Genomic DNA, 21,376 nt, shown 5'->3' with positions numbered 1-21,376 from the left:
ATAGTTTGTGATTATATCTTATTCTTCGTTTTTTTCTACCTAATTCCTACAGGAAAAATGATTAAACTCAAAACTTGTTAACTCTTTAATTCGCCACTCAAAACTATTTCATGACTAACACTTCGACTTCGCTTGGGGTGCAGCCTGACTAATAAATTTTGCCTTCTACCTTCTACCTTCCTTCTACAAATCCCGCCGCGACAGCAGAAACCAGATCCCACCCAAACCCAAAACACCGCACAAAACCCCGCCTTCCCACCCAAAAACAGTCCCCCCCGGCAAATGTCCAGGCTTTGCTTTAGAACTAAAATTCAGCTCCGAATAGTATACCCACTGGCTGTTAACCCGCCAGCCCACTCGATCGCCAAACTTCTCCCAAACTGTAGCATCATAAACACCAGGCTTTCCCCCCAACTTGAGCCACAAACCCTTTTGCACAGAAAAACCAAATCTGCGGTGACTATGCCGCACCCAAAGTTGATCGATAGTCTGCAAATCCTTAGCTGGAAACTTCCTAATATCTTCCTCGCTCAAATAACCCCGTGAATTTTGCTGCATCACCTCCAGCATTTTCGCAGAAGTTTCCTCATCAGCACCCCGCCAATTTTTAGCAGCCAGCAGCCTTGCCAAGTGAGAATAATCAATACCTTTTTCCGAATCTAAATTCACAGAAATTAGCGGAGGATCAGTCACAGGTTGAGTCGGAACTGAAGGACTAACAACAGTTGCCTGCTGCGACTTTTCCAGCACGGAGACAACAACAACAGGAGGTTTTAAAGCATCCAAAACTTCCACAGCCGATTTGTAGCGATCTTTAACATATTCCTGAATCAACTTATCCAAAACCTGACCTAAATCATCGCTAATTTGTGTTCCTTTTGGCAAAGCCTCCCTCCAAAGCCACCGGCCTTCAAGCGGATCGTAAAGGTCATCGTGAATATCCCCGTAGATATCCAGGTAAGGCATAACAGAAGTCAGCAAGCGAATGCAAGTCACCCCCAAACTATAAAGGTCGCTAGCAGGAACAGCCCTACCGTGACGCTGTTCTAGAGCCGCGTAGCCGGGAGTTCCCAACTTAGTTCCTGTTTTGGTAGGAGCAGCAGCTACTACCTGTTTAGAAACCCCAAAATCTATTAGCACTAACTTACGATCGCGAGATCGGCGGATCACATTCTCAGGCTTAATATCGCGGTGAATTACATTTCGGTCGTGAACAAACTTCAATAAAGGCAGCAAATCTAACAGCAGTTCGCAAGTTTTAATTTCGCTATAAGCACCGTACTTATCTAACTCATCCTTTAAATTATTGCCATCAATAAACTCTTGGACTAAATACAATCGCCCATCTTCCTCAAAATAAGAAATTAACTGAGGAATTTGCGGGTGCTTCAGTTCGTATAACCGCCTTGCCTCTTGTTCAAACAGTCGAACATATTTTTTAAAATGACCGGGCTTCCGCTGAAACTCTTGAGGGGGTGACAACTGTTTAATCACGCACAATTCCTCAAACTTTCCATGATTAACAGCTCGGAAAGTCCTGCCAAATCCCCCATCGCGCAGCGGTTCAGTTGCTGCATAAAGGTCTTTTAGCAGCAGCTTTGAACCACAATTAAGACAATACTTTGTGCCTGGTGGGTTCTGACGCTTGTCTCTTGGGCAATCGAGATTAAGGCAGTATGTCATATATTAAAAAAATGCGAACAAAATTATACTCAGGGTTTTATATTATTCAAGAGTCCGATCGCGAGCTGGTTTTTGTAGAGGCGAGACCTCGAACCTTACGGAGGCGGCAGCCACCCTCGCCATCAGAGGGGGCGCTCTCACCAGACTGCCCCTGAGCAAGTATAACTCTCTTGAGGGTTTGACCTCAAACTCGAAGTCCATATCTAACCTTAGACTCCGATCCGTGCAATACATTTGATTTAGCGGTCAAATAGCCCGTAGATCAAACAGAAATAGTAATTTATTACCAGCCGCGTGAGATCTGCAACGCCAAAAAAACTGAGGATTCCGCCTGAGATATAATTTTATTGCCAGAGAGAAGCACACTAACGGGAGCCACAGCTTCCGTCAAGTTCGATCGGCTTTAATATTTTAGCAGCATAATTTATTACCTAACCAGGCGGAATCAACAATCCAAAACTCCCCAACAACCGCACGTTAAAATAAAGACTAGCTTCCGCGATCGCAATCCGAGCGCGACCAGACAATTAGCCAGTTTTTCCTGTTTCTTTTTTTCAGCTATTACCAGTTACATCTATTTCGATCGGTCTACTTAATTAGGAACCGTCAGTGACACTAAAACTACAGCCCTCTCAAACTCCCAACTCCCGCAAAAAATTACCAAAAGTACCATGGTTCGAGCGGTTCATGGCACTGGTCGCCCTAGGAAATTTAAGCCTAGTAATATTTGACATAACTTACGTGCCCGGACGAGATTTCTACTTCCGGCAACTGCCAGTTCTCACTCAAGTATACGACCCATTTAAAGGTATTAAACCCCACCGAGACACCCAGCAATATCTGGAAACCTTAGAAGAATTAAAAATTCAAGTAGTGCAAACAGGTTTGCCTTCTCCCCAAGTAGCAGCCAAATTGCAGGAAATAAACAATCTGAGCGCGAAAATGATCGAGGAAGATCCCTTTCGAGTAGCATCAAAAAGTGGCACTTTAGAAAAAATAAAAGACCGGATGCGCGATCGCGTCCCGAATCCGCAAGACTCCGCTAAACAATCATTCCAAAGATTCTGGAGCCAAGACTATTTAAACAAACAAGGCTGGCAAAAAGAAATCAAGTGGTTTGACTCGAAAATCAAGCCATTAATCGCCACCAACTATTTCCGCGAGATTGGAGAAAACGGCGAATTCACCGATAATTTCTGGCTAATCGACCTGCCATTTATTGCCATATTCGCGATCGAATTTCTAGCCCGTACCTACTTGATCAGCCGCCGCCACCGCAGCGTCACTTGGCGATCAGCTATGCTTTGGCGATGGTACGACATCTTTCTGTTCCTCCCATTCTGGCGCCTGTTGCGAGTATTACCCGTCACAATTCGCATCCACCAAGCCAAAATGCCAGATCTCCAACCGATACGCACCCAAATCAGCCGAGGTTTCGTCGCCAACTTCGCTCAAGAATTGACCGAAGTAGTAGTAATTCAACTCATCAACCAGATGCAACAATCAATCACCACAGGCGAACTCGCTCGTCAACTATTTCAATCTCAAAAACAGCGCTATCTAGACATCAACAATATCAATGAAATAGAAGCGATCGCCACCCATCTCGTACAAATAACCGTCTACAAAGTCCTCCCCCAACTCCAGCCAGACCTAGAAGCTCTCCTCCGGTACAATATTGAAAGCTTGCTCAAACAATCCCCCGTCTATCAAGGATGGAAGCAAGTACCCGGCCTGGGAAATCTGCCCGAACAGCTAGCACAGCAATTAGTTGCAGAACTCTCCAAATTAGTCACCCTCGGCCCCCAAGATGCCTACGAAGCCTTCAAAATCGCCAGCGAAGACCCCATAAGCATTAAACTCTCAAGCCAGCTAGTCCAACATTTCGGGCAAGCTTTAGGAACCGAACTGCAACAGCAGCAAACCTGGCAAGAAATACAACTGCTGCTGTGCGACTTCCTAGAAGAGTTCAAAATCAACTACATTCAGCGGTTGAGCGAAGAAGACTTCGAGAAAATTTTAGAACAAGCCAAAGAACTGCAACGGATAGCCCCGCGTTAGGGCGTGTCATCACTCGGAAGTCCCCAAACCGTTCAGGCAAGTCTCCCCACTGGATGCCCGGGTAGCGGTACAACACCGCTTCCACGAACAACCCATTGTAAGCAGACTGTCCCACCCACATCACCTTCACGTCTGGGCAACAAATCTTTGATCCTTTCCCACTGTTAATCCCGTAGGGCATAACGGCGACTTGTCCTGCCCATAGAATTCTTCTAGTCGGGTGTATGTCTCCTTTACCTTCCTTTACATCAACTGATGACCAACCCTAGCCTCTTGGATTTGAAGAACCTTAAAATCCTTGCCAGCCATGTGTTAACCTCTAATACCAAATTCACTATTAAGCTTAGATTGTTTCCCAGAATTAAAAGAATAGCTCTAACCCTCTTCTGTGTCATAATCCCCTCTGCTCCCGCGCTCTAGTTATTTTTTTCTTCCCCAATCAGCAATTAGCAATTACCCTGCTGTAACTCCTGCAAATGAAACTTGCTGGAATTGTAAAGTTTCATTTGCGAGCGACATTCTCTACGAGAGTCATCTGCTGGGTTGTGCATCACATCTTCAGCGCGGTAGTGAGTTAGACCGCCGTTAGGTTTCTCCGCGGTCTGGCGTGTCATGTTTTTAGCGAGAAAAGTCAATTTTTTTAGACGTAGATTATATCACTTTATATGTAAGTTTGAGGAGCTTCTACTTTTTAGAGTCAATCTGTAAAGTAAAGTTAAAAACCACTACAAATAGCTCTAAACCAAGTAATCTATTAGATATGATTGCTAACTAATTTCCTAAAAGCTAAAAAATTTGACAAATGCTATGAAAAAATAAGGCGCGTCAGTATATTTAGTCAGCTCTTTTTATACCTCTCTCAGAGAAAACACGTAAGTAGCCATGCTTGTTTAAGCAAGTTACTGTTTCAAACTTTTCACTAACTATTATAGATTGCTTTTCAATATATTTCCTCAGCCTCATTTCACTCCACTCACTGAGATTTTTCCGCCAATTCGTTACCCCAGAAGTAACACCAATCAATGTCACAGACCTCTGCAACCACTTTCCTATCAAACCGTTCTAAAAAAAAGGTGTCCCTGCGCCTAATTTTAGTATTCCCATTCGTTCTACAAATATTTGCCGCCGTCGGGCTGACAGGCTGGCTATCCTTACGCAACGGGCAAAAAGCAGTCAACGAAGTTGCTAGCCAGTTGCGGAGTGAAATTACCGCCCGCATCCAGCAGCAGCTCAACACATACCTAGATACAGCCCCTCGCGTCAATCAATTGAATGCCAATGCCCTTCGCCTAGGATACTTAAATTCAGACAAATTGGAGAGTATGGAGCGCTATTTGTGGGAGCAACTTCAAGCTTTTCCTTCTCTGCCCCAGATGGGTTTTGCTACTAAAACGGGAGAGTTCATTGCCATTGAACGCCAAGAGAATGGCAAAATATTTTTTAAAATAGCAGACAAAGAGCATCGGAATGAACTTCATATTTATGAATCTGATAGCAAAAACAATCAAAGAAAGCTCTTACAAGTCTCCCGCAACTACAATATACTCCGCCGTTCATGGTATAAAGACAGTGTACGCTTAGGCCAGCCCACATGGAGCGAAATTTTTCCGCTTACAGGTCAGAAAACGCTCTCCCTCCCTGCCGGACATCCAGTTTATGACGAAAGTGGCGAACTGCGCGGAGTATTCGTTGCTAATTTTTTGATCTCTTTCCTCAGCGACTTTCTGCAAAGCATAAAAATCGGTCGATCTGGACAGACATTCATTATGGAACGTTCTGGACTCCTAGTAGGGAGTTCCACTCTCAAAGAAGCATTTATCATCAACAATGGCAAACTAGATCGCCTGAATGCTTTAGATAGCACAGATGATTTAATTCGGCTGACAACAGCGCATTTAAAAGAACGCTTTGGCGACCTCACTAAAATTAATAGCTCTCAGCAATTGGATTTTACGATCGCCGGGCAGCGACAATTCCTCCAAGTTATGCCCTTTCAGGATAGCCGAGGATTGGACTGGCTGATCGTCGTCGTAGTTCCTGAAAGCGATTTTATGGATCAAATTAACGCCAATACCCAGACTACCATTTTGTTGTGTTTCGGAGCCTTGGCGCTAGCTACCGTTTTGGGAATCTTAACCGCACGCTGGATTACCAGCCCGATTCTCCGTTTGAGCGCAGCTTCTAGAGCAATCGCCAGTGGCGACTTAGAGAAAAATGTGCAGGTAAAAGGCGTAGAAGAACTAGAAGTTCTGGGTCAGTCTTTCAACCTTATGGCACAACAGTTACGCGAATCCTTTGAGGCGCTAGCCAAGACCAATTCCGAGCTAGAAATCCGAGTAGAAGAACGCACCGCCGAACTCACGGAAGCCAAACAAATCGCTGATACTGCCAACCAAGCTAAAAGTGAATTTTTAGCGAATATGAGTCACGAATTGAGAACGCCACTAAATGGAATTTTAGGATACGCTCAAATCCTAGAACGCTCAACAACGATGGCTCCGAAAGATATCCAAGGCATCAGTATTATTCACCAGTGTGGTTCCCACCTGTTAACCCTGATCAATGACATCTTAGACCTCGCTAAAATTGAAGCTCAGAAATTGGAACTGTACGCGAAAGATTTCCATTTTCCTTCCTTTTTGCAGGGAGTCGCGGAAATCTGCCGCATCCGAGCCGAACAAAAAGGAATTGCTTTTGTTTATCAACCCAGTTCGGAAATTCCTGCTGGCATCTACGCTGACGAGAAACGCTTGCGACAGGTACTAATTAACTTACTGAGCAATGCAATTAAGTTTACCGACTCGGGACGAGTGACTTTTAAGATAGAACATCTGGAAAAGGACACAGGTGAAAAGGTACAAAGCTATGAGCAAAAGCCAACCTCACCAATTCACAAAATTCGGTTTCAAATTGAAGATACTGGCGTTGGTATGACACCAGAACAATTAAAAAAAATATTTTTGCCTTTTGAACAAGTAGGAGACAGCAAGCGTCAGGCCGAAGGAACCGGACTCGGTTTAACAATTAGCCAGAAAATTGTCGAAATGATGGGTAGTACCATTCAAGTAAAAAGTCAGTCAGGAGTCGGCAGTGTTTTTTGGGTAGATTTGAATTTACCGGAAGCGGCAGACTGGGCAAATACAGCGACGATTGCCAAGCAAAGAAAGCTGGTTGGCTACCAAGGTAGAAAGCAAAAAGTTTTGGTTGTGGATGACAAATGGGAAAATCTCTCAGTCATTGTCAATCTCCTGGAACCCCTCGGCTTTGAAGTAACCGAAGCTAAAAACGGTCAAGAAGGTTTAGAAAAAGTAGAAGAGTTTAAGTTCGATTTGATTATCACTGACTTAGTGATGCCAGTCTTAGATGGCTTTGAGATGATGCGCCGTATCCGAAATTTGTCACACTATAAAGACGTGGCAATCCTTGCTTCATCTGCCAGTGTATTTGCTACCGACCAACATAAAAGCTTGGAGGGGGGAGCCAACGATTTTCTTGGTAAGCCTGTGCAGGCAGAAGAGCTATTTGAGATGTTGCAAAAGTATTTAAAACTTGAATGGATATATGAGGAACGAAACAATGAAAAAATCAGCACTATTCCTTTTTCATCAGATACTCAATCACTTTCTGAATCGACCTCTGTAGTAGCACCCCCGCCCGGAGAAATTGACCTCCTACTTGAACTGGCGATGAGAGGCAACGTGAAAGGAATTGTCAAGCGCAGTGAACACCTAGAGAAATTGGATCAGAAATTTGTGTCCTTTGCTGTTGAGCTGCGCCATTTAGCCCAAGGCTATCAAGTCAAAAAAATAAAAGAGTTTATTACATCCCACAGAATAGAAAAAGAATGAAGGCAGCAAATATGGAAACAAGTAGCATCTTAATCGTCGATGATAATCCTAGCAATCTGGACGTGCTTTCTGAAGCTTTAGCGGGTTCAGGATGGGAGATATTGGTAGCAACTGATGGTGAAAGTGCCATCGAACAGGCTGAATATACTCAGCCTGATTTGATTCTTTTAGATGTGATGATGCCAGGAATTGACGGGTTTGAAACCTGCCATCGCCTGAAGGCAAGTCCGTTGACGAACGAAATTTCGGTAATTTTTATGACGGCTCTGTCTGACATAGGAGATAAGGTCAAAGGCTTTAATCTAGGGGCTGTAGATTACATTACTAAGCCCTTTGAACAAAAGGAGGTTTTAGCTCGCGTCAATCTCCATTTAACACTGCGTTCTTTGACTAAAGCTCTCGCCGCCCAAAATCTGCTTCTCAAACGGGAAATTGAAGACAGGCTCGCAGCAGAAGCAGCGTTGCATCAGCTCGCGCAGGAGTTAGAAAAACGGGTGGAAGAACGAACCGCTGAACTTTCTCAAGCTTTGGATAATCTTAAAAAAGCTCAAGTGCAAATCGTTCAAAGTGAAAAGATGGCTTGCCTTGGTCAACTTGTAGCTGGGGTAGCTCATGAAATTAACAATCCAGTTAGTTTTATCTCCAATAATATCCCTATTGCCAAGGAATATATTGCCGATTTGATCGGCATGACTCGGCTGTGCCAGCACAATGTTACTTCGACATCAGGATTTGAGGATAAGTCCCAGGAGAGTGAGTTAGATTTTATTGTTGAAGATTTGCCAAAAATTCTTGATTCAATGGCGGTCGGAACAGAGCGACTTTACAATCTTTCTATGTCACTGCGTAATTTTTCTCGCTTGGATACATCGGCACTAACGCCAGTGAATATTCACGATGGGCTAGATAGTACCTTATTAATTTTAGGGCATCGACTGAAACCTAAAGGAAGTTTCCCAGGAATTGCAGTGATTAAAGAGTATGGGGAATTGCCGCTAGTAGAGTGTTATCCGGGGCAACTCAATCAGGTGTTTATGAATATATTGGCGAATGGAATTGATGCTTTAGAAGAGTCTACGATTAGTTGTCCGCTGTGCGGGGAAAACAAACAGAGCAATGAGACTCCACAGCTTCGGATCTGCACTGAAATGCTTCAGGATGACAGAGTGGTGATTCGGATTGCTGATAATGGGGTTGGCATAACTCAGGAAGTAATGCAGCATTTATTCACGCCGATGTTTACTACTAAATCTGTAGGTAAAGGGACAGGTTTAGGTTTGTCTATTAGCCGTGAGATCGTAGAACGAAAACATGGTGGTAAGCTGACTTGCATTTCCTCGCCCCAATGGGGGGTAGAGTTTGTAATTGAGCTTCCAATCCAGCATTAGTAAAGGGACTTTTTTAGGGTAAATCTTAGTTTTGCTGTTATGTCAATATACCGTTAATCAGGGGATCGCCCATGTCGAATCTACCCATCACCCTCACTGTCAAACTCTTCGCCACCTCTCAAGAAGCAGAGGGCTTGTCCGAACTAAAATGAGAATTTCCCCAAGAAAGTCCCGTATCGCAAGTCATAGAACGCCTGAGTGACCATCGCCAACAGTTCTAGGAGCGATCGCACCGACTTCGGTATCAACCAGGAATTTGCCCTCGCCCCACCCCACTCCAAAACGGTGATCGAGTCGTCCTTATTTCCCCTGTCAGCTCTCCTCTTCTGCCCTCGGACAGTCCGCCGATGCCGATTCGGTTTGTCACCGGACGGGCGATCGAGCTAAACTGAGAACTGAGGCCTCCCTTCGATCAGAAGAAGTCCTCAAACTTCTTGGAAGAAATTGTTTTACCTAGGAGTGGGTCAAGCCCACTTTTTTTGTTGCATTAGTCGCAGGAAAAGAGCTCAGGGCGTCTGACTTGCAAGTTGAGGACTGATTTAGTAGGGGTACCCCTCCGCTTGAGATCCCCTGCTGGGATGTTGGGTAAGTCCCAAAGTTGAAGACGAAAGTCGCAGCCACCTAATCAAACCACCTCAAAGCCAAGCAATCTCAACACCAAATTTTTCCTTGCCCGTGTTCGAGTTTAGGAGTTTTAACTTAAGTATTCGATATGACTCATCCCCTAATCCCACAAATCATTGACTTAGCTACCCCCGTTGCGGAAACACTGGGATTGGAAGTAGTGGGAGCCGTGTTTCACACCAACCAAAATCCTCCCGTCTTGCGGGTAGACATCCGCAACCTCCAACAAGACACGGGTTTAGCCGACTGCGAGCGCATGAGCACAGCCCTCGATGCTGAGTTAGAGGCAGCCGACATCATACCCGATGCCTACGTGCTAGAGATTTCCAGTCCCGGAATATCCCGATTGCTCAGCAGCGATCGAGAATTTATTACCTTTAAAGGTTTCCCCGTGACAGCCAAAACCACCGAACCCGACTCGCGAATCAAAGAGTGGAAAGGACTACTCCTGGGCCGGGATGAAACAGCGGTTTATCTCAATCAAAAAGGGCGACAGGTTAAAATTCCCCGCCCTCAGATTGTCAAAGTTGAACTAGACGAAGGAAAGGAGATGTAAAGGGAAATTTTGAGTTTTGAGTTTTGAGTTTTGAGTTTTGCGATTGCCTCGCAGCAAGCTGAAAACGCTTGGCTGCGAGTTAATTTTTAACAATCACATCTGTAGCAGCGGGTTGAAGAGGAACAACAAATAAATTGTTACAGCACCTAGCTTCCCTAATCCTATCCAGTAACTCATCACTCCTATGTCATCACTTTTTCTTGAAAATTTCCAAGTACCAATTACCGATTACCAGTTACTTATTACCACAGCAAAAAAGGAGAGTTTTATATGTCAATGGTTCCCCTGCCCGGACTAAAAGAAATGGTCGAAGGTATTAGCAAAGAACGCAATTTACCAAAACACGCCGTCCAAGCAGCCTTGCGAGAAGCCCTGCTCAAAGGATACGAACGCTACCGCCGTACCCAAAAACTCGACCACTTCAGCGAAGAATACTTCGACAACTTTGATGTAGAACTCGACGCAGAACAAGAAGGTTTCCGCGTTTTAGCCAACAAAACTATTGTCGAAGAAGTCATCAATCCCGATCACGAAATCTCACTTACGGAAGTGCAAGAAGTAGCCACGGAAGCTCAGCCTGGGAGCATCGTACTCGTAGACGTAACACCAAATCAAAAAGAATTTGGTCGCATGGCCGCCATCCAGACCAAACAAGTTCTCGCTCAAAAACTGCGCGACCAACAGCGCAAAATGATTCAAGAAGAGTTTAAAGATTTAGAAGAAACAGTTCTTCAAGCAAGAGTTCTCAGGTTTGAGAGGCAGTCGGTAATTTTAGCAGTTACCAGCAGCTTCGGTCAGCCAGAAGTAGATGCCGAACTCCCTAAGCGCGAACAGTTGCCCAACGACAATTATCGGGCCAACGCTACATTCAAGGTTTATCTCAAAAAAGTAGGCGAAGGCTCAACTAGAGGGCCGCAGTTACTTGTTTCTAGAGCCGACGCAGGTTTGGTGGTTTACCTGTTTGCTAACGAAGTACCAGAAATAGAAGACGGGGTGGTGAGGATTGTCGCCGTAGCCAGGGAGGCAAATCCGCCCTCCCGGCACGTCGGCCCCCGGACTAAAATAGCAGTGGATACTCTCGATCGCGACGTAGACCCTGTAGGAGCCTGCATCGGAGCGCGGGGATCGCGGATTCAGGTAGTAGTCAACGAATTGCGCGGCGAAAAAATAGACGTGATCCGCTGGTCTCCAGACCCAGCAACTTATATTGCTAACGCTCTAAGTCCCGCTAGAGTAGATGAAGTGCGTTTAGTTGCTCCAGAAGGCAGGAGAGCTCACATTTTGGTCGCTGAAGACCAACTCAGTCTTGCCATTGGCAAAGAAGGTCAGAACGTCCGCCTTGCAGCCCGCCTGACAGGTTGGAAAATCGATATCAAAGATATTGCTAAGTACGATCGCGCCGCCGAAGACAGCAAATTGGCAGCAGAAGCAACTAGGCTCGAAGAACTAGCAGGCGACTACGACGCAGACGAAGCGGGCGACTACGACAGCGACGAGGAAACCGCAGAATTTGAGGAAGAGGAGGCAGCCGCCACGGAGGAAACCGAAGCCGCAGTCTAAAAACTGTGACATTTACCGAAGAAGAATTCAGAATTCAGGAGCCAGAATCCAGAATGGGTTCTGTGTGACAGGATGGAGAATCGAGGTTGAAAGCCCCCGATTAAAATTGTGGAGCCGAAAAATTTTTTTCCGTTACCGTTACCCCTGACTTGGGGCATGGCGTATTTTGAATTCTGAATTCTGTCTTCTGACTCCTTGTCATAAGATTTTCTGTCTTCGGGAGACAAGGAGGACTTGTCCCCTACTCCCCCCTCTCCCCCTCTCACAAGAAATGAAACCGAACTACCGGTGCTGTGCAAGTTGTCGAAAAATAGCTCCTAAGGAAGCTTTTTGGCGAGTAGTCAGGCTCTATCCTTCTCATCAGGTACAATTAGATCGTGGCATGGGCCGTTCTGCTTACCTTTGTCGGGAAGCAGAATGCCTCAAAGCAGCTCAGAAAAAAAATCGACTTGGGCGATCTCTCAAAGCGCCTGTGTCTGACGAACTCTACCAAACACTTTGGCAGCGTTTAGCCACATCTGACTGTACATCTTACTCTGGCTCACCCGGACGAAAAACCGACAATAGTTCGGCATCGACTGTATAAACCCTCTTGGCAGCCCTACCAGTAATTACCGGTAGCGCCAGCTATAAAACCCCAATCCGATCTGCCCACCAGTCTGGAAAGATTTGTGTCAGATTAGATAAGGGTAGGGTACTAGCAGAGGTATCCTCAAGGTGGAAAGGCAAACTTTGAAGCTTGAGAGAGTGGGTTTTGCCAAAACTCAGACTTCGGAGTTCCAAGTTCCCAAACAGACTTGAGAATTCTTCAACCGCAGACTTCAGCGAGTTGCATCTTTTAGATAAAATTGCTGAGCGAGTACCAAAACCCCGATTCCTGACACTGAATCAATCACAGCGAATGATGTCGTCATTAGAACAAAAAATCACAATGTAAAAACTGGTTGGCACAAAAGAGGGCAGAGTGGATGAACAACGGCAAAGTAAGAATTTACGAATTATCACGGGAACTAAATTTGGATAATAAAGACATCTTGGCAGTATGCGAGCGGCTCAATATTTCAGTCAAGAGCCACAGCAGCACAATTACAGAATCCGAAGCAGAGCGCATTCGCAAAACGGCGGAAAAATACGTAGCCAGTAGCCACTCTTCCCCCGGCAAGCCAGCTCCACCCGAAAGAGCAGCAGCGCCATCTAGAGAATCTGGCCCTCACCCTAACGACCAACAAAAAAAGCAGCAAATTTTAGAAATACGCAGTCCAAAAGTACGCCCGGCTGGTGCAAACTCCCAGCCTGCAGGCAACGAGGAGAACAAAAACCCGCCTGCGGCAACCGTGGCAACTCCTCCCAAGTCGCCTGCTGCTCAACAACTCCAGCCTCCAGCTAAACCGAATATCAATCGACCTGTACTGTCGAAGCCAAATGTCGCTGTCTCGGCGGCTCCGTCAGAAATAGTGTCGGAAACAGTCTCGGAAACAGTCTCGGAAAATGTAGGTGCGATCGCCCCGGAAACAACCGCCCAGGCTCAGGCACCTGCGGCACCTCAACCGCCGTCGGAAAAGGCTCCCGAACGCACCAAGCAACCGCCGATCGCCCCCCCTGCGCCGTCGGCAAAACTCACGTCGCCGCCAGTGAGAGGGGCGTCCGAGTCCGCTAGCCGTACCCCACAAAATCTGGGGAACAAGCCGGTACTCAAACTTGCAAAAACCGAGCAAGAGCAATCAGAACAGTCAGAAACTCTGGAAGCGCCGGCTAAACCGAGCCGCCCCAGCAGACCTACACCCGGAGGTACCGAATCCCGCGACGCGCAAAGACCGCGCCGGGAAGGCGCTGGTGGCCCAGTAAAAACTCCACTGGCAGATCGACCCCAGCCCGGTGGCCCGCGCCGGAGCCTTGCCCCCGCAACGTCAGCTACCGGGCTGCGTAGCCGGGGCGGTGACACGGGAGCCGCAGGGGATGACACTGACGATAATGAAGAAGATAATACGCCGTTGCTGGGGATTACTCTCCTCGAAAGGCCCTCCCTCCCTCGTCCTGCCAAAAAGACATCGGTCATTTGGGAAGAAGATGATGACGAAAACTCAGATGCTGCAAAAGCTGCTAAGGCTGTTAAGGCAAAACGTTCTCGCCTCAAACCCATAGACGAGGATGACGATGACTTAGAAAACGGCTTGGATATGCCAGCACCAGTCACGGTCAGCCTGTCCCTAGCCCGCCCAGCTAAAGCGAAGTCACAAGCAGCACCAAAGTCAACACCAACTCCGGGCGCACCCGGAAGCAGTGGAAAAAATAAAAGACCGGGCCCTTCTCACGATAAAAGTTCTTCTTCTGGTTCTAGTGGGGGACGCGGCAACCGGGGCAAAACAGCCGAAGCTAAGGTAGAACGTCCAGAAAAGCTGCTGCTGAGCAGGCCGATGACCGTTCAGGAACTAGCAATTACTTTGGCAGTTCCGGAAACCGAAATTATTAAGCGGCTGTTCTCTAAAGGTATTGCGGTCAACATTACCGAAACCTTGGACATTTCAGCGGTGAGAATGGTAGCCGAAGAAATGGGCGTAGAGGTGGAAACCCCAGAAAAAGTAGCCCCAGCTATCAAAGTGATCGAGATGCTGGACGCAGCGGATTTGGAATACCTCGAACGCCGTCCCCCAGTGGTAACGATTATGGGACACGTGGATCACGGCAAAACTACCTTGCTCGACTCGATCCGCAAAACCAAGGTGGCTCAGGGAGAAGCTGGGGGCATTACCCAGCACATCGGTGCTTACCACGTGGATGTGGTACACGAAGGCAAGAGCCAGCAGGTGGTATTTTTGGATACGCCCGGTCACGAAGCCTTTACAGCGATGCGGGCTCGGGGAACACGGGTTACGGACATCGCCATCTTGGTGGTGGCGGCTGACGACGGCGTGCGACCCCAGACAATTGAAGCGATCAGCCACGCGAAAGCGGCGAAAGTGCCAATTGTCGTGGCTATCAATAAAGTTGACAAGGAGGGTGCTCAGCCGGAACGGGTGAAGCAAGAGCTTACTGAGTACGGCTTGGTGGCAGATGACTGGGGCGGCGATATCACGATGGTTCCAGTTAGCGCGATCCGAGGAGAAAACCTGGATACGCTGTTGGAAATGATTCTGACAGTGGCGGAAATGGAAGACCTCAACGCCAACCCGCACCGACCAGCTAAGGGTACTGTGATTGAAGCTCACCTCGACAAGGCAAGGGGGCCTGTGGCAACTCTGCTGGTGCAGAACGGCACTCTGCGAGTGGGCGATATTGTGGTCGCAGGCTCGGCTTTGGGCAAGGTGCGCGCAATGATCGATGACCGGGGCGAACGCGTAGAGCAAGCAACTCCATCCTTCGCGGTGGAAGTGCTGGGGCTGCGGGAAGTTCCTCGCGCCGGAGACGAGTTTGATGTCTTCGCCAACGAAAAAGAAGCTGCGGCGATCGCCTCTGGAAGAGCTACCTCCCGACGAGATTCACGCCTGCTGCAAGGCGGCCGGATCAGCCTCAGCGGCTTCTCTCAACAAGCTAAGGAAGGCGTTCTCAAGGAACTCAACTTGATCTTGAAGGCAGATGTCCAAGGCTCCCTCGAAGCAATTGTCGGCGCTCTGACTCAACTTCCTCAAAAAGAAGTTCAACTCCGACTGCTGCTATCTGCTCCTGGGGAAATTACAGAAACGGATATTGACCTCGCTGCAGCCAGTAATGCTGTAATTATCGGGTTCAATACTACTCTCGCCACCGATGCTCGCCTCGCGGCTGACCAAGCGGGGGTAGACGTGCGGGAATACAGCATCATCTACAACCTCTTGGATGACATTCAAGGGGCCATGGAAGGCCTGCTGGAACCCGAATTGGTGGAAGAACCTTTGGGTCAAGTCGAAGTGCGCGCTGTCTTCGCGATCGGTCGCGGGGCTGTGGCTGGATGTATGGTACTCTCTGGCAAAGTCATCCGTAACTGTAAGGTGCGGGTGCGCCGGGGTAACAATGTCGTTTACGAAGGTGTCCTCGACTCCCTAAAACGGATGAAGGAAGATGCCAAGGAAGTCAATGCTGGCTTTGAATGCGGCATTTCTTTGAGCGGGTTTAGCGACTGGGCGGATGGCGATATTATTGAAGCCTACCGGATGGTTACTAAACGCCGGACTCTCTCTCAATAGTTTTGAGTTATGAGTGTTGAGGGGGAAGAGAATTATTGAGCGATCGCAACCAAATTGCCGATCGCTCGCAACTCTTCTCTTCACTCAATACTCCCAAACTCATCACTCGCAACTTTTGTTTTTAACTTATAGCAGAAGGAAGAAGGTTTTAGTTATCGAGGAGAGAAGGAAGAAGTAATAAAAGCAAAGATGTCCGCAATTAACAACGTCCTCATCGTCTTGGCTGTTGATAAAAATTCAAAATTTAAAACTCCAATAAAACTTACGCACAGCAATCGAGTTTCCTCCCAAAATGCTTGGTGTTAGCGCTAGATATGTAGTCTTCGCACCGGGTTTATTGGTTAAGAGTGCGTCCTACACTATCAAAACTCAAAATTAAAAACTCATAACTCATAATTATTGAAAGTGCGTTCTTTTTGGTCAGATCCTTTTTTGTGGATTCACCTTTCTGGGGCAGCTACACTGCCGATTTTCCTGGGACTGTGCTTGCTGGGACTCGCAGTGGGTTCTCCCCTGCTCCCTGTCTGGTTAGAAATATTTTTAGTGGCTGTAGCAGGTATTGTTCCTGTGCTGTGGATGCAGTGGTTCCGCCCTTTTTACATTTTTAGTATTTTAGTGGTGGCGGTAAAACCGCAGAATTTAACTTCTGTGCAGCAGCGGATTCTGACTCGGTTTAAAACTAAGTTAAATAAAGGACTCGCTCTTTTTGTCGCTGTTTTGCTGGCAGTAATTTTGTGGCAGCTTTACCGATGGGCCCCCCTGGCGGCTTCGGTGGCTCCCTTTCCTCCTTCCTGGCGGTGGGCTGGATTGTTGTTGGCAGCTTCTGCTTTTTTATCTAGCAATTTGTTTTTCCAGGTGTCTGCTAGTGTCATGGCGGTTTTGCTGACGCCGGAATCAGAATTTGCCGCGACAAAGCCTCATGTTTTAGAAAAAATTCGGCAGGATTTTACGATCGCGCCTTGGCAAGTCGATCGACTTTTGCCGGCTTTGGCAGCCGAGACAACTGCCGCTGTGGCTGCACCCGTAGAGTCAATTGGGCAAGCATCCGGCATAGGAAATTCGTTAGCCGGCAGTATTGTCAACCCCCAACCTGCTGACACCCACGGCGTTACATCTCTACCCGAAGAGTCGATCGAAAAAAAGTGAAATAAAAAATTAAGAGGGGGAGCATTGTAGTTTAAGCTACTTTAATTTGTACAGATGTATGCTGTGAAAAAAATAGGTCAGGCCCCTCTTCGGATAGAGATTATTAATAGTCTTAATATTTAATTTTTAATCGCAGATTGTGGATATTTTATATTGGCTATCTGGAGAGAAGAATCTATAATAGAGAGTGTCAAGGTCAGCTTTCAATCCTTACAGGGGATTAAAACAGAGGTATAACAATATGGCGAATTATCTACCGATCGCAGAAGAACCTCAAGGCGCAGAGGCGATGGAGCTGTGCGAAGATTCTGAAATCTGGGGCAGTCTCAAATCCGCGATCGGCGCAAGTTCAGGATTTCAACGCTGGCAGCTAGAACTCAATTTTGATCGTCAGCAGCAAAATGCCACCATCGATCAGCAGGTTCGTTCCTATCTGCGGGAAACTTTAGAAACTTTGGCTTATTGAGAGCAGCCAAGCCAAATGCTGTAACCGATAGTACATTCCCATCGCCCCATGTTTAAAACCAACTTGAAACACGGCGTTAATTTCACGATTTTTCAGAACAAAGGGCGTTTTAGAATGAATCATAGATATCCTAGCTCCTTCTATTCAGGAGCTAGGACGTTATGGATACCTACTCACAAAAATCACCGTGTTCAATCTTAAAAAAATGAGCTGAGTTCCTTGAGGGGGCGACAAGGTTTATCTTACCTGGATAGTAAAAGCATTGAATCCCCTGAACCTCAAAAAATATAGCGGATTCTAGACAGGCTTATTGACTCATAAGATCGTCCGAGATAGGCTTGAACCTAATTCTCTACGATCGCCACTCTCTTTTATTGACTCATGCCCGCAAAGATATTTTCGCTTGACCATTTACTCAAAACCGTGACGCAGCAATGCTTTCAACCTGCTTTTCACCCCGTGAAGTGAGTTCCTCCAAGGATTGAAGTAATATCTGAGCACTACGCCGATGGTGGAATTTAGCAGCAATCTTCTGTCGTGATTTTTGAATCAGGCTCAATGTTAATTCTTTGTCCTTTAGCAATTTTGCTATGGCCTCTGCCATTTTTTCGGGATTTTCCGGCGGGACTAGCATACCGTCAACACCGTTATCTATCAGTTCCGCCATTCCACCCACCTGCGTCACTACTACAGGAGTTTGCATAGCCATTGCTTCCATAACAGCTACAGAAATTCCCTCTTTCAAGCTGGGTAAAACAAAAATATCAGCCTCTTGATAACCTTGGCGATTTCGTTCTTCTGAGACAGAACCAAGCAGCTCAACATAATCAGACATTGATTGCTCTTGAATGAATTTTTCGAGTTCTTTACGGTAGCCATTACCCGATTTTGCATCTTCCCCAGCAATCTGCAAGCGGACATCAAACCCTTGTTGTCGAAGCAACTTAATTGACTCAATCAGGTACTTTTGTCCTTTGGCTATATTGAGACGGCCACAAGTGTAAATTAGGCATTGACTGCCTTCCTGCCAAGGAGTATAGGGAGTTTCACGCTTAATTTCATCGAGATTTACACCGACTGGTGATACCCTCACATCCTTTGGCAAGAAGCCTGCCAGGTCATTTTTAACCGAGTTGAGGAGTTGTTCAGACATTACAGAAGCAAAAGCAGAATATTTCCATTTTTGTTCTTGATTGGGCCCAAAATCTTCTAACTGACCGAGAAGAGCCAGACTATAAGTTATGTCCGAAAGTATGGAGGCAAATAGGGCAATATTAGCAGCATTGCTACAGGAATGAACGTGGACGTGAGACCAGCCCTGGGTTCGGGCAAGCCAAACTAGCTTAGCCCCCATAACAACCAATACCAAATAGTAAAGTCTTTGAGAAAAGGATATATTTTTAGTATTAGCAATTACACTGAGACAGCGCCACCAGGCAATCGGGCCAGCTTTGATGAGCTCTATGGGAACCTTGACAAAATCTTTGATCTCAAATGGTATCAAATAATCAGTCATACTTTGCGCTTTCTCAGCCCAACTATGTACAACTTTAGTGGGCGGACGGCGGGTTGATATCATGTGAGGTTCCATACCAAGATCGAGCATTGCTTGATATTCTCGCCATATCCAAGTATGAGTTTGTCCGGGAAATTCAGGGATAAAGTAGCCAATCTGTTTATTCATTATTGATTATTTTCCTTAGCAACTTGACAAATTGAAATATGCTAAACCATCGGTTGTTTGTTCCTGAGCAAAGATGATTTTTAGCTGGCGGAACCCACGCCCTGCCATTTTTTGGGGAGAGGTAGTCGGTGATTTCAATAACTAGCTTTACAAAATCTAGGTTCACAGGATTTGGACTCACATTCGGCACCCCAGAGAGTTCATGTCTCAGAATTTTTAATAGCTACAAATATAGTTTTGGGGATACCCAAAAGTCTAGATGTAGAGACAAAAAACTCCAACCCCACTACATTGCAAGGGTGTAGAATTTTAGGTTACTGAATGTGAGCAGTTCTTCAATAGATGGTGACTAGCCGGAGAGGTTTCACATTGTTGTCTAGCTAATAGTCTAGGTGGCTTGGCCGGCTGTCAATTCTAATTGAGTCCGATCTTTGCCGATCGCCAAACATTTTTTAACAGCAGCAATTACATCTTCCACATCTGCATCTGTTAGTTTGGCCGAAATCGGCAAGCTAATTGTATGCAGTCCGATGTAGCTAGCATTCGGATAGTCTTCCGGCTGCCATCCAAACATTTGTTGATAGATAGGATGTTCCGGCATACTCATGTAATGTACGCCGACACCGATATTTTCAGCATTTATAGCGTTGAGAAACTCGTCGCGGCTGATTCCTGCTTTGGCTTCATCTACCAGAATGGTGTACAGGTGATAAGCATGAATTGTATCCGGTTCGGGGCTGGCGGGCAAAGTAATCGGCAGATCCGCAAATGCCTCGTTGTAGCGCTGCCAAATCTGCTCCCGCCGCTGCCAATAAGGAGCAACTCGTTTCATTTGATGAATGCCGATCGCAGCTTGCAGATCCATCATATTGTATTTAAAACCGACCTCCACCACTTGGTAGTGCTTGTAACCCGAGTCTCCGAAGCGCTTCCAAGCATCTTTGCTCATACCGTGCAGCGCTAAAATTTTGAGCCTGTCAGCGTCTTCTTGACGGCCGGCCAGAATCATTCCTCCTTCGCCCGTCGTAATGTTTTTGGTAACATAAAAGCTGAAGCATCCGAAGTCGCCAAATGTGCCTGCTTTCCGCCCCTTGTACTCTGTTTCGATCGCGTGAGCGCAGTCTTCAATTAACTTCAAGTTGTGACGGCGAGCAATCTCGCAAAGCGCATCCATGTCACAGGGACGGCCTGCAAAATGAACCGGCAAAATTGCTTTTGTTTTTGGAGTTATTTTAGCTTCTACTTGAGCCGGGTCAATATTCATTGTCACCGGATCTACATCCGCCAGTACCGGTGTTGCCCCGGCGTGGATGATCGCATTAACTGTAGCGCAAAAAGTCATCGGAGTAGTAATGACTTCATCCCCCGGTTCTAACGAAGCAGCGAGGATGCTCAAGTGCAGTGCCGCCGTACAGGAATTGACTGAAATCGCGTACTGGGAACCCTTGTAAGCTTTGAAGTCATTTTCAAAACTCATGACTTTAGGGCCTGTACCTAACCAACCTGTTTTCATGGTTGACACCACTTCTTGAATTTCAGCATCTTCGATCGCCGGAGCGCCGAAAACCAAAAAACGGTCTTTTGAACGAATAGGATTGTTGTTCATTTTTCTAGTGTTACCCAGTAAATAGAGCCGAGCGAGTGAAAGTGTAGACCCCTAAAAAGTAAGATTTTATTGGGATTGGAGGTGCTGTTAATTAATCCAGTCTCTCACCTTTTTTTAGTCAAGAGTTTTGGGGATGCCTTGCGCAATGGCATTTGTTATAGCACGAGCTTACTAATGACCAGCCGTTTTTCCGCAAGCGCCTGATTCTGACAGCGTTTCTCTATATTAATATAGATAATCTCCCATGTCCACCCGATCGGATTTCATTTTATGGGCGATACACAAGCTCTTGCGTGCATTTTGTGTTTTAAATACTTTATTCAAAAAAAACACGACTACTTCTGGATAAACTTTTTGTCAACTGTCGAACATCTATCCCGATATAGATTTTACAGCGAAGTTATCTAATTTTAGATTTTAAATTTTAGATTTTAGATTTTAGCATTAGGAATGACAGATTTCCGTCTGGTTTGAAGCTTGCCTGGAGTTAGATTTTGTTTTTAACTCGTGTCAAAATTAGGCAAATTTTGCACAAAAAAAAGGTAACTCCCCTGTAATTGATGCAGCTTCAGCAATATTCTGCGATCGCTCGAA

Annotated in this window: 13 protein-coding genes and 1 pseudogene; 9 read left to right on the top strand and 5 right to left on the bottom strand. The window is 46.3% G+C overall.

Annotated features, from left to right (window positions below; all coding sequences use genetic code 11):
* Positions 1-183 precede the first annotated feature (183 nt).
* Positions 184-1,683: a GUN4 domain-containing protein gene (locus QUA42_RS22595; RefSeq protein WP_333140245.1), complete on the bottom strand. Its 1,500-nt coding sequence runs from the start codon at positions 1,681-1,683 to the stop codon at positions 184-186.
* Positions 1,684-2,292: 609 nt separating this feature from the next.
* On the opposite strand from QUA42_RS22595, the gene QUA42_RS22590 reads away from it, so the two are divergent.
* Positions 2,293-3,744: a hypothetical protein gene (locus QUA42_RS22590; RefSeq protein ID WP_333140243.1), complete on the top strand. Its 1,452-nt coding sequence runs from the start codon at positions 2,293-2,295 to the stop codon at positions 3,742-3,744.
* A gap of 13 nt (positions 3,745-3,757) precedes the next feature.
* On the opposite strand, the pseudogene QUA42_RS22585 reads toward QUA42_RS22590, so the two are convergent.
* Positions 3,758-3,896: pseudogene (locus QUA42_RS22585) on the bottom strand (IS5/IS1182 family transposase); the annotation flags it as partial.
* A gap of 294 nt (positions 3,897-4,190) precedes the next feature.
* Positions 4,191-4,358, bottom strand: a complete 168-nt coding sequence (locus QUA42_RS22580) for a hypothetical protein (RefSeq protein WP_333140241.1) — start codon at positions 4,356-4,358, stop codon at positions 4,191-4,193.
* 408 nt (positions 4,359-4,766) lie between these two features.
* Between QUA42_RS22580 and QUA42_RS22575 the strand changes: the two genes are divergently transcribed.
* The 8 genes from QUA42_RS22575 (at position 4,767) to QUA42_RS22540 (ending at position 17,492) form a co-directional block, all read left to right on the top strand.
* Positions 4,767-7,592 carry an ATP-binding protein gene (locus tag QUA42_RS22575; protein ID WP_333140239.1) on the top strand — a complete coding sequence of 942 codons (2,826 nt, stop codon included), beginning with the start codon at positions 4,767-4,769 and terminating at the stop codon, positions 7,590-7,592.
* On the top strand, positions 7,589-8,980 hold the full coding sequence (locus QUA42_RS22570) for a response regulator (RefSeq protein WP_333140237.1): 1,392 nt from the start codon (positions 7,589-7,591) through the stop codon (positions 8,978-8,980). Before QUA42_RS22575 ends, QUA42_RS22570 begins: the two co-directional genes overlap by 4 nt.
* A gap of 712 nt (positions 8,981-9,692) precedes the next feature.
* Positions 9,693-10,160 carry a ribosome maturation factor RimP gene (gene rimP / locus QUA42_RS22565; protein WP_333040953.1) on the top strand — a complete coding sequence of 156 codons (468 nt, stop codon included), beginning with the start codon at positions 9,693-9,695 and terminating at the stop codon, positions 10,158-10,160.
* A 270-nt stretch (positions 10,161-10,430) separates the two neighbouring features.
* Positions 10,431-11,720 carry a transcription termination factor NusA gene (nusA, locus tag QUA42_RS22560; protein WP_333140234.1) on the top strand — a complete coding sequence of 430 codons (1,290 nt, stop codon included), beginning with the start codon at positions 10,431-10,433 and terminating at the stop codon, positions 11,718-11,720.
* A 271-nt stretch (positions 11,721-11,991) separates the two neighbouring features.
* The gene (locus QUA42_RS22555; protein ID WP_333040950.1) at positions 11,992-12,306 is read left to right on the top strand and encodes a YlxR family protein; all 315 of its coding nucleotides are present in this window, start codon (positions 11,992-11,994) and stop codon (positions 12,304-12,306) included.
* A gap of 382 nt (positions 12,307-12,688) precedes the next feature.
* Entirely contained in the window at positions 12,689-15,880 is a 3,192-nt protein-coding gene (gene infB, locus QUA42_RS22550) for a translation initiation factor IF-2 (protein ID WP_333140232.1), read from the top strand.
* Positions 15,881-16,285: 405 nt separating this feature from the next.
* Positions 16,286-17,026 carry a low-complexity tail membrane protein gene (locus tag QUA42_RS22545; protein WP_333140231.1) on the top strand — a complete coding sequence of 247 codons (741 nt, stop codon included), beginning with the start codon at positions 16,286-16,288 and terminating at the stop codon, positions 17,024-17,026.
* 241 nt (positions 17,027-17,267) lie between these two features.
* Positions 17,268-17,492, top strand: a complete 225-nt coding sequence (locus QUA42_RS22540; RefSeq protein ID WP_333140228.1) for a hypothetical protein — start codon at positions 17,268-17,270, stop codon at positions 17,490-17,492.
* Between the two features lie 415 nt (positions 17,493-17,907).
* Here QUA42_RS22540 and epsE read toward each other — a convergent pair whose 3' ends face one another.
* Both epsE and QUA42_RS22530 read right to left on the bottom strand, forming a co-directional pair.
* Positions 17,908-19,176, bottom strand: a complete 1,269-nt coding sequence (gene epsE / locus QUA42_RS22535) for an exopolysaccharide biosynthesis GT4 family glycosyltransferase EpsE (protein WP_333140226.1) — start codon at positions 19,174-19,176, stop codon at positions 17,908-17,910.
* 388 nt (positions 19,177-19,564) lie between these two features.
* Positions 19,565-20,782, bottom strand: coding sequence for a DegT/DnrJ/EryC1/StrS family aminotransferase (locus QUA42_RS22530; protein WP_333040944.1), 1,218 nt, complete (start codon positions 20,780-20,782; stop codon positions 19,565-19,567).
* Positions 20,783-21,376 lie beyond the last annotated feature (594 nt).

Source organism: Microcoleus sp. Pol11C2 (genome assembly GCF_036701505.1).
Classification (GTDB): Bacteria; Cyanobacteriota; Cyanobacteriia; order Cyanobacteriales; family Microcoleaceae; genus Microcoleus.
This window is presented reverse-complemented; position numbering and strand designations above follow the sequence as displayed.

Excerpts from the sequence above, each read along its gene's own strand:
- QUA42_RS22580 (WP_333140241.1), bottom strand. The coding sequence starts at position 4,358 with ATGACACGCCAGACCGCGGAGAAACCTAACGGCGGTCTAACTCACTAC.
- QUA42_RS22575 (WP_333140239.1), top strand. The coding sequence starts at position 4,767 with ATGTCACAGACCTCTGCAACCACTTTCCTATCAAACCGTTCTAAAAAA.
- rimP (WP_333040953.1), top strand. The coding sequence starts at position 9,693 with ATGACTCATCCCCTAATCCCACAAATCATTGACTTAGCTACCCCCGTT.
- QUA42_RS22530 (WP_333040944.1), bottom strand. The coding sequence starts at position 20,782 with ATGAACAACAATCCTATTCGTTCAAAAGACCGTTTTTTGGTTTTCGGC.
- QUA42_RS22540 (WP_333140228.1), top strand. The coding sequence starts at position 17,268 with ATGGCGAATTATCTACCGATCGCAGAAGAACCTCAAGGCGCAGAGGCG.
- QUA42_RS22595 (WP_333140245.1), bottom strand. The coding sequence starts at position 1,683 with ATGACATACTGCCTTAATCTCGATTGCCCAAGAGACAAGCGTCAGAAC.
- infB (WP_333140232.1), top strand. The coding sequence starts at position 12,689 with ATGAACAACGGCAAAGTAAGAATTTACGAATTATCACGGGAACTAAAT.
- QUA42_RS22570 (WP_333140237.1), top strand. The coding sequence starts at position 7,589 with ATGAAGGCAGCAAATATGGAAACAAGTAGCATCTTAATCGTCGATGAT.
- epsE (WP_333140226.1), bottom strand. The coding sequence starts at position 19,176 with ATGAATAAACAGATTGGCTACTTTATCCCTGAATTTCCCGGACAAACT.
- nusA (WP_333140234.1), top strand. The coding sequence starts at position 10,431 with ATGTCAATGGTTCCCCTGCCCGGACTAAAAGAAATGGTCGAAGGTATT.
- QUA42_RS22555 (WP_333040950.1), top strand. The coding sequence starts at position 11,992 with ATGAAACCGAACTACCGGTGCTGTGCAAGTTGTCGAAAAATAGCTCCT.